Annotated in this window: 7 protein-coding genes; 5 read left to right on the plus strand and 2 right to left on the minus strand. The window is 51.0% G+C overall.

Going from position 1 to position 9,307, the window contains the following annotated elements; all coding sequences use genetic code 11:
- A partial coding sequence (locus H6F43_RS09850) for a hypothetical protein (protein WP_190342608.1) occupies positions 1–854 on the minus strand: 854 nt, incomplete at its 3' end.
- A gap of 920 nt (positions 855–1,774) precedes the next feature.
- Between H6F43_RS09850 and H6F43_RS09855 the strand changes: the two genes are divergently transcribed.
- The 5 genes from H6F43_RS09855 (at position 1,775) to H6F43_RS09875 (ending at position 8,483) form a co-directional block, all read left to right on the plus strand.
- Positions 1,775–2,578 (plus strand): peptidylprolyl isomerase, encoded by an 804-nt coding sequence (locus H6F43_RS09855; RefSeq protein WP_190342609.1) that lies wholly within the window; start codon positions 1,775–1,777, stop codon positions 2,576–2,578.
- Positions 2,579–2,602: 24 nt separating this feature from the next.
- Positions 2,603–5,617, plus strand: a complete 3,015-nt coding sequence (locus H6F43_RS09860; RefSeq protein ID WP_190342610.1) for a peptidase domain-containing ABC transporter — start codon at positions 2,603–2,605, stop codon at positions 5,615–5,617.
- A 106-nt stretch (positions 5,618–5,723) separates the two neighbouring features.
- The gene (locus H6F43_RS09865) at positions 5,724–7,196 is read left to right on the plus strand and encodes an HlyD family type I secretion periplasmic adaptor subunit (RefSeq protein WP_190342611.1); all 1,473 of its coding nucleotides are present in this window, start codon (positions 5,724–5,726) and stop codon (positions 7,194–7,196) included.
- A 66-nt stretch (positions 7,197–7,262) separates the two neighbouring features.
- A complete protein-coding gene (locus H6F43_RS09870; protein ID WP_190342612.1) occupies positions 7,263–7,709 on the plus strand; it encodes a hypothetical protein in 447 nt (148 codons plus the stop codon).
- 369 nt (positions 7,710–8,078) lie between these two features.
- A complete protein-coding gene (locus H6F43_RS09875; RefSeq protein ID WP_190342613.1) occupies positions 8,079–8,483 on the plus strand; it encodes a hypothetical protein in 405 nt (134 codons plus the stop codon).
- Between the two features lie 36 nt (positions 8,484–8,519).
- Here the strand turns inward: H6F43_RS09875 and H6F43_RS09880 are convergent.
- On the minus strand, positions 8,520–9,307 hold a 788-nt coding region (locus H6F43_RS09880; RefSeq protein ID WP_206754551.1), incomplete at its 5' end, for a hypothetical protein.

Below are 9,307 nucleotides of genomic sequence, written 5' to 3' on the forward strand. Positions count from 1 at the left end.
AAGGCAAAGTCATTTTGTGTGAAGTTTGCCAGATTTGCTTGTCCAGTTGCGCCGCGCTGGTTGTCCAGGTTAGCAAGCACGCTGATGTTTCCACCATCACTCAGGTCCTGAGAGTAAACCATACGGGTTAATCCGAGGGTCGAGTTGAAGTAGACAAAAACGCCTTCGTCAGCCGTGATGTTGTCGTTGTTGGCAATGGCGCGGGCAGCGGCTCCAGCAGCAGCGAAGGGGTCCGTCAGCACAATCATGTTGCTGGCTCCAGCAATCTCGGCGGTTTGTCCTTTTTGAAATGCTAGGTTCTCAATGCCTAGATCCTGCCCATTGAATGCAAACTGGTCTTCGCCGATCGTGTAGTCCAGAATAATATCGGGTTGGTTTACCGCGTTGATGCCAGTCTGTCCCGCAGGGGCAGGAGTGCCGTTAGCAAACGCATTTCCCTCATAGAGAAACAGGTCGCGGTCCTCAGCGCCCTTCATGATATCGATGCCATCGCCGCCGATCAGGACATCGTTGCCAAACTCACCTTCCAGCAAGTCTCTGCCGGTTCCTCCAGAGAGGAAATCGTTGCCTAAGCTGCCAAATAGCAGATCGTCGCCAGCATCGCCAAAAACGCGATCGTCGCCGCGATCGGATTCAACGCGATCGTTGCCATTGCCGCCAAACATACCGTCGTTGCCGTCGTCGCCGCCCAGAAAATCGTTGCCGTCATTGCCAAGCAGCAACTCATTTCCGAGTCCGCCGCGTGCAAAGTCGTCCTGTGCATTCCCGACAAAGTCCTGATTGGGACCTTGCGACACACCGTCTTGCAACAAAGCGAGGAGGGTATCTAGCCCGACTTGTGCACTAATGCTCATGATAATTTCCTTGTAAATGGGTTGATTTGCATTCGTGGAACTGGAGCCAAGTCACGGCTAAGCGTGCTGACTTCATGTCTCACCGAGAAACTTGTGCTGCTTTTTAAAAGCAGTGGTAGTGCTCAAAACTGTCAGATGCGTTCTACACTGCCTCTGCAATGCTTCTTACAGATTGATAAAGGCTGGGAAGAACTAGGCTGAAACGCTCATACAGTAAGATTTTGGGACCGGGTATGAATGCTAGCTCTTAGGACTGAGCACACAATTCTGCACCTGTAACCTTACGATGAAGCGCGGCATCACTCTGTACCAAGATAAATAAGTTAAAGCAATTAGCCAACCTGAATATCTCAGAACTTTTCTAGGTAGGGCTCCGCTTTTTATACTGATGTATTTCAATCTGAGGAAGAAATAATTTTGATGCAAAGATAAGCCTACTGCTTGGCTTCTAAGGTATTCTGACCGCGATCGTTACGGCTTTACGTAAGCTTAATGATGTTATTTAATTTACCTAAAAGCCGTTTTGCAAGCTAATTAGAACTAAATTTCAGTAATGTTCTAATTGTGAAGACTTAGTGAAGTATCAGGTTTGACGACGGTAATCTTGCATAGCTACACAGGTGGACGACGAATCTGGATTAATTGGAACACTTCTAGAAATGGTTCTAATTAACTAGACAAGTGCGTCATCCTGCTATAACCTGAGTCATTGGATAGGTGTGGTGCTCTGTTGGTAAAGGTTCTGTCACCCATTGAAGGTCCGATTGCTTGGCGCAAATTGGATTCACTATTGATCCACAAGGAGAACTGGGTGTTGTTATTCAGGAGTCGCTGCCCTAAATTAGCAGCGGTGAGGAGTGTTCGCTTCAGGACATCGGTGTGTCAATCGCAAAACTTCTCCGAAGATTTGGAATACTGAAATGAGTAGCCGTTTGAAGATTGGTCCTCGCCTGTTTGATGGTGATCAAATTATTTCTGCTCTGGTTCAATACAAGCTCCTGGAACCCCTTGTCGGACAGGTTTTGCTCGATGAGGTGATCAAAGATGTTACGTTGTCGAAGCAGGAGCTATTTCAGACCCTAGTTGGGGCAACTGACACTCCGGTACCCGATGATTTTGGAGAGTTTTTGACTCAGTGGTGTCAGCAGAAGGGAATGACACTAGAGTATTTCAGAGCCGTGATTATGCGGGAGCTGCAACTGCAAAAATTTAAGCAGCTTCGGTTTGCTGACCGAGTTGAATCAGAATTTCTTCGCGTTAAGTCCGATCTGGATCAAGTGGAATACTCACGGATTCAGCTCGCCGACTTGTCGATGGCGCAAGAAGTGTATTTTCAGCTTCGGGATGATGGAGTGGAATTTTCTAAATTAGCTCAGCAGCATTCGTTAGGGAGCGATCGCCAAACGGGAGGGTGGGTCGGTCCGGTTCCGGTATCTACGCTTCCCAGCGAAGTGGCAGCGCTGTTTCGGTCTGAGCAAACGGGAGTTGTCTACGGTCCCGTGCCCGTCAACAACTGCTTTTGGGTCGTGCGTTTGGAGCAATTTACAGCAGCGCGACTCACGGAAGCGACTCGCACCAACTTAATGGAGCGCATGTACACTCAGTGGCTGCACGCCCAAACGAGACGAATCATTGAAGCACCAGGCGCGATCGCAGTGCAGACGGATGCGACAGAGCAAACTCGCAGACAGCCGAACCGTGTACCTGTTGCGTCAGTGGCATAAACAATTGGTGGAGGATTCGCGGCAATGACGCACGTTGATGTACCCATGCACTCGTTTCTGGCGGACTTTTTTGCCACATGGCCCTTCAATTATTTGCCTGTCGCGGTGCGGAAACAAATCGTACCCAAGCTGCAGCTATGTTCCTTTCAGCCTGGAGAAACCATCTACCCAGCTAAAGAATTACCGTCTGCGGTTCACTGTGTCGTTCAGGAGCGCGTGCGAATTGTTGGTCCTGTGTCGCATCAAAGCCCAACTCTCGCGGTTGTCGGCAAAGGCGCGACGCTGGGCTGGGACAGCTTGCTGCGTCGCGTGGCGATCGGGTCAGTTCGGGCGGCAGCGTCTCAAGCAGGCGATCGAGAAATCCTGACGCTGGCGCTGCCTGCCGATGCGTTTGAGGCGCTGGCGCTGAACTACTTGATGCCTGTGTTGATGCAGCGGGCAGGCTTGCTAGAACTATTTGACACGCTGTCCCGTGCCTTAGTGACCCTATCTAGTGCACAGCACGGCTCCTACAGCGATCGTGCTGCCCAGATCAACCTGAAAGAGGTGGTGCAGTACATCGACCAGGAACAATTGGCGGTTGTGAAACATTGGGATGGGGCAGCACCACTGGATCTACCGTCCGATCACCTCTGGCTCGTTAGCAGTGGTGAATTGCTCAATCTTCCGATCGGGTCATCAATCCGCAGCGTCGATCAGTTGAAGCAGACGCGCCTGTCTCCGTTTCCGGTGCGTTTATTGGGCATCGATCGATCGTGTTTGACATCGACAGCACTGAGTCAGAGCACTCCTGCCCGCCTTGCGCCCTCCGTTCCCCCTGTTGACGACGATCCTACTGGACCCTTGCCCGCTCCTCCTATCAGGGACTACCCGATTTGGCGAGCGTCTGCGCCGGAACCCAGCGAGGATGTCGTCGCGTGTTTTGGCATGATCTGCGATCGGTTGCAGGTGCCGTTTCGCCCAGATTCGCTACGCCGCTCGTTAAAGCAGCAAACGCTCCACAAATTTGAGCCACTGGATCTGTATCTGCGGATTGCTCAGGCGATCGGCTTGAATGCGCAGGTTGTTCGGTTCACACCTACAGCGGGTGGCATTAACCGTCTGACAACTCCGGCACTGATTCAGTGCTACGACGTGTTTGCCGTGCTGCATGATGTGACGCCCACAACAGCGGTTCTGGGGTCGCCACGCACCGGACTGTTGCAGCTTGATCCGGCGGAGTTGGCAACTCGCCTTGTAGCCGATGACCCGTCCCGCGAATCGGCTCAGTGCCGCGCGATCGTTCTGGAGCGGTTTCCAAACACCCCAACCAAGCGGTTTGGCTTCAATTGGTTTCTGCCAATGGTGCTGAAACAGCGGAGCGTTCTGGTGCAGGTGCTGCTTGCCTCGATCGTGATTCAGCTTTTGGGTGTGGCAAATCCTCTGCTGGTGCAGCAAATCATCGATAACGTGATTATCGGCGCCAACGCAGGATCGATGACTACGTTTGGCAGCTTAATGGTCACGTTTGCGCTGCTGGAAGGCGTGCTGACCATTTTACGGACGTACATGCTGATTAGCACCACCAACCGGATCGATCTGCATCTGGGTGTGGAAATTGTGCGTCACATGCTGCACCTGCCGCTGAGTTTTTTTGAGAAGCGCCCAGTTGGAGAATTGTCATCGCGGCTGTTGGAATTAGAGAACATTCGTCAATTTCTGACAGACACCGCCATCACAACCGTGATGGATGTGGCATTTTCGCTGTTTTACATCGGCGTCATGTTCCTCTACAGCGTTCGCCTGACGCTGTGTGTGCTCCTAACGATTCCGGTCATCATTGTATCCACGCTGATCATGTCCAGAATTCAGCAAAAGCTGATTCGCGTTAAGGCAGATCAGGGCGCGCAAGTGCAATCGTACATGGTGGAAGTGCTGGGTGGAATTTCGTCGGTTAAATCGCAGCACATTGAGTCGTTAGTTGAAGCAACGTGGCGCGATCGCTACGTGCAATATCTCACAAGCGGTTTCACAACCTCGGCAATCAATACCATCTTCTATTCGTACAGTAATTTCCTGAACACGGTCAGTAGCCTACTCGTGCTGTGGGTTGGTGCAGAAGCGGTGCTGAAGGGAGAACTGTCGCTGGGTGCGCTGATTGCATTTCGGATTTTGACCGGATACGTGACGGGTCCGCTTTTGCGCTTAGCGCGACTGTGGCAGCGATTTCAGGAAACGGCACTCTCGATGGAACTGCTGGCAGACATTGCTGACTCTCCAACCGAGGAAGAGCTATCGTCGGAGCGATCAGCGCTGCAACTGCCGTCGATCGTCGGACGTGTTCAATTTCACGACATCCAGTTCGGCTTCAAACCCGGACAGCTACAGCTGTCAAATGTTGATTTGGATATTGCACGGGGAACGTTTGTTGGCATTGTTGGGCAAAGCGGTTCTGGAAAAAGCACGTTAATGAAACTACTGCCGCGTCTATACATGCCACAGAGCGGCAGCATTACCATTGACGGTTACGATGTCAACAAAGTGGATTTAACGTCGTTGCGATCGCAAATTGGCATTGTGTCTCAGGATGCGGTGCTATTTCAGGGGACCATTCGCGACAATATTGCGCTGTTTGGCAGCTTCTCCGATGAGGATGTGATTGCCGCTGCAAAAATTGCGGACGCCCACGACTTCATCATGCAGTTGCCCGAAGGCTACAGTACGCAGGTCGGAGAGCGCGGTGCATCTCTCTCGGGCGGACAGCGACAGCGGGTTGCGATCGCCCGCGTTGTCATGCGAAATCCCCGCCTGCTGATTTTTGATGAAGCCACCAGCGCCCTCGATTACGAAACAGAGCGCCGAGTCTGCGAAAACCTGATGCAGCGATTTCAGGGTCGCACCTGCTTTTTCATCACGCATCGACTCAATACGATCGCTCGCGCCGATTGGATTCTGTTTATGCAGTCCGGCATCATTGCCGAGCAAGGAACCCATCAGGAATTGCTTGCCCGCCGCCAGCTCTACTACTGCCTGTATGCTCAACAGTCCCGCGAAGCATAGCCGTCACTAGCGATTCGTTATTGCTGTTGGTCATCTAGCAACAAAACGAATCGCCAGTAACAAGCAGCTACCCAACTCCCTCACGTTTCTAAAACCTAAAAAAGCCATGAGACCCCATCGATTGTTTGCCCCGTTTGAAGCCTTGCAATCGCGCTATCGCATCGTGCTAGATAGGGTAGAGGAAGACCTGGAAAGTAAAGCGACAGGCTTACCCTCCGCCGGAAATTGGACAAAACGATTGACTTGGGTAATCCTGGCAGGAATTACAGCCGGAGTGGGTTGGTCAATTTTTGCGCGGGTTGATGTTGTGGTAAATGCTAGCGGCAAACTGGAACCTGTGTCGCAGTCTCAAATTATTCAGTCTAGAGCAGGCGGGGTCGTGACGACGGTGCTGGTTCGCGAAGGTGAACCAGTCAAGCAGGGGCAGTTGCTGCTGCAACTGGACAGGACAGCGCTTTTGAATCGACTGCAAGGACTATTAATTCAGCGCAACCGCTTGATTAAAGAGATTGCAGTTTTGCGAATTGCACAGCAGGGAAAACCGTTGGCAACCTTGGGTACAAGCAAAGCGGTCATCTCCCGCGAATTAATGAATCAGGTACAAACGCGCCTGCTGCTGGTGGCTCAACTAACGGGCGACACTAGAAGTTTGGCTCCTGAGCAAATGGAGCGGTATAACCTGTATCAACGACAGTTGCGCGATCGTCGATCGCTGACCGGGTTAGAGACCTCATCCATTCAGTCAAAGATTTCTCAAACTGATGCCGAAATTGCGTCAACCGGATTTCAACTGCAAACCGAGCAAGAGCTGTTAGAGCGAATGCGTCCTCTAGCCGAGCAGGGTGCAATTTCTCGCGTGAACCTGCTTCAGCGAGAAATCACTGTCAGCAACTTGCAAAAGCAGCTGGCTCAAACGAATCTGCAAAAACGGCAGTTTGAGATTGGTCAGGTGCAGACCAAAGTTGAAGACGGCAAGGTGCTGAATGAAACGCAGCAGGATTTACAGGCGCAACTAGCAGAGTTGGATACGAAGTTTGACACGGTTATTAAAGACAATCAGCGCCAGCTGGTTGAAGTGAACTCGCAACTGAATCAGGCAAAACTCGATCTAAAGAATCAGGATTTGCGTGCTCCAGTGGACGGAGTTGTGTTTGAACTGGGACCAAAACTTCCGGGTGTGGTGACTCAGGCAGGACAAACGCTGCTTCAGGTTGTGCCAAACGAGGCGCTGATTGCGCGAGTTCAACTTGCCAATGCCGATATCGCCAGTATCAGCGTTGGGATGCCTGTAGAAGTCCGAATTGACGCCTATCCATTTACCGAGTTTGGTTCAGTCAAAGGCGTTGTCACGAAAGTAGGTAGCGAGGCAATCAAGACCAATGAGCAAACTCCCGGACCCACTGTTTTTCCGGTTGAGATTCGCCTCGATCGCCAGTTTCTAGAACGCAAAACTGAACGATTTTCGCTCACTCCTGGCATGAGTGTCGCTTCCCTAATTAAAGTTCGGCAGCGTGCTCCGATTAGCTACGTCACAGAGGAAATCACCAAAGCGTTTGACGGCATGAAATCTGTGCGTTAGCTCGTTGCGGCTAATTGCCACTAGCAATTAGCCGCTAACAAATATTGTTCTAAACGAGGAAATGACATGCATCGGATTCTACCGATTTTTGTTTGGACTGTGTGTGGATTTGCGATCGCTCCATCTATTTTCAACTCGCCGCTAACTGCACATCAGCAAAAAACGGCTCCCAGAAACATTACTGCCATGATTCATCTGGAGCCGAACGACTCACCCTATGCTAGAAAGCCAACACTGACGTGGTTTATGCTGACGCGGACCAACGGCGAGATGATTGCACCCGAAAACTGCAATTGTCGAGTGACCGCCTACGATTCTAGTAATCGACCGATCGCCCAGCAGTTGCCTCTTTCAACGATGCAAATGGAAGGGCATAAGAAAGGACACAAAGCCATTCGCACCACGATTACGTTTCCCAAGCCTGGTTCCTACACCGTTGCTTTTTCAGGGCAGGCAAAGGACAGAAGCTTCAATTCCTTTGATCTAACGTTTCCGGTCACCGTTCGTCCCTAATCAATTCATTGACGCGCCCTGATTGACGATCGCACTTCAACCCACTTATGAGGACAGCTCAATGGCTAGACTTCGGCAGCGTCCGGCTCAATCACTCCTATCACTTCTACTAGCGCCAGTTGTAGCGAGTGGTATGTGGCTTGTTTGCTCGGTTCATTGTGCATCGCCTCATTAGTGTCCTCTTAGGCAAATTGTGACGAGTCATTGTGAGGAGTCGAAGACCCTCAATGATTTAACCCTAACCCGCTTCGTAGCTCTTAGCTACTCGTCAATTTAGTTTGACAGACCACTAGCTCAGTTATTCACTTGCGTGCCAACAGATCAGGGTGTTCTCCACGTCAATTTTGGTTCTAACGATGTGGTAACCCTATGAATAGAGTACTTGACCGAAATATACCTTCTGTATTGGAAGCAGCTTTGTCTGCTCAACAGCGACAGCATTTTAAGCACGAACTAAGGCAGAAGATTCAAACCGCCCTTCAGTCTGCCAAAGAGTTAGCTCCGGATGCGTGTTTGAACGAAATCAAAAATCGCCTGTTGGCAATTCAAATGGATTGCGACGCGATCGGAAAGCCCTTTATCGTAGTCGAGGAAATTATTACGTGCGACCAATACGAGTTAGGCGGACGCACACAAGACACGGCAACGCTCTTTCGAGGTCCACATGAGGCAGCATCTGTTGCAATTTGTGTGACCCTAAAAGGTTCTTTGCTGCATCGCAACAGCAATCCCTGGCAGGTTTACCAAAATGCTGGCGATGTAAATCCCAGGTGATGGGTAATTGCTAGATTACCCATCCCGCTGAACTGGTTAAAGTGTCAGATTATCCGCATACACGAGCCGAGTTGCCGATCGCAACTCAAACAGCATGTACTCTTCCATCACGCTCCAGAAAAACGCTCGCAGAGTCTTCTGCCGCATCTTTTCTGGAATCGCATACTCAAAGGCTGAGTCGCACGGCTTGAGCTTCGCCAGATGGTTCTCGCAGCCGCATTCATGCTCAAGAAAATACCCGTAGCGGCTAGATATGCTGTCAATTAGCCGTCGGAAAGGGGACACATAGCCGCCGTGCAAGATGGCATCGAATTTTCGAGCAACGCCCAAATCTTGCTCGCTGAAACGGAACGATCGCACTTCAAATAGATCCGATCGCTGTAACGGGTGCAAGAACGTCCAGTAGAACGTAGCAGGGACATCGTAGCCAAGCTGATCAAACAAATCACTCACAATGTTGACCAGCGCCAGACGTTCGGTTTGCTGAGCGCTTTCAGCCTGTATCGCCGACTGAATTTGTTGCAAATCAGGATAGCGCTCTGGCAGAAACGCCTCACCGTAATGACACACCGCTTCCCATGCCAACCGTCTGTTTCCTTCGCAGTAAGCATCCCGAAGATGTTCAGTATCAGAACGTTCTGTAAACAGAAAATGCCCCTGTTGATGTTTTGCCAGAAACACCTGAGCCATTGCCGTATAAACGCGCGGCTCTGTCATCCATGTCCCGATCGCAATACGCTGCCAGCTTTCTGGCATGTGTTCGAGCGCAACGGCTGGCTCACCGTTAATCGTTGTCAAAGTTGAACTGGAGGTAATCATGGTCG

The sequence above is a fragment of the Leptolyngbya sp. FACHB-36 genome (assembly GCF_014695955.1).
Taxonomy (GTDB): Bacteria; Cyanobacteriota; Cyanobacteriia; order Leptolyngbyales; family Leptolyngbyaceae; genus FACHB-36.

Coding starts and splice junctions, on each gene's coding strand:
- H6F43_RS09855 (WP_190342609.1), top strand. CDS start 1,775: ATGAGTAGCCGTTTGAAGATTGGTCCTCGCCTGTTTGATGGTGATCAA.
- H6F43_RS09860 (WP_190342610.1), top strand. CDS start 2,603: ATGACGCACGTTGATGTACCCATGCACTCGTTTCTGGCGGACTTTTTT.
- H6F43_RS09865 (WP_190342611.1), top strand. CDS start 5,724: ATGAGACCCCATCGATTGTTTGCCCCGTTTGAAGCCTTGCAATCGCGC.
- H6F43_RS09870 (WP_190342612.1), top strand. CDS start 7,263: ATGCATCGGATTCTACCGATTTTTGTTTGGACTGTGTGTGGATTTGCG.
- H6F43_RS09875 (WP_190342613.1), top strand. CDS start 8,079: ATGAATAGAGTACTTGACCGAAATATACCTTCTGTATTGGAAGCAGCT.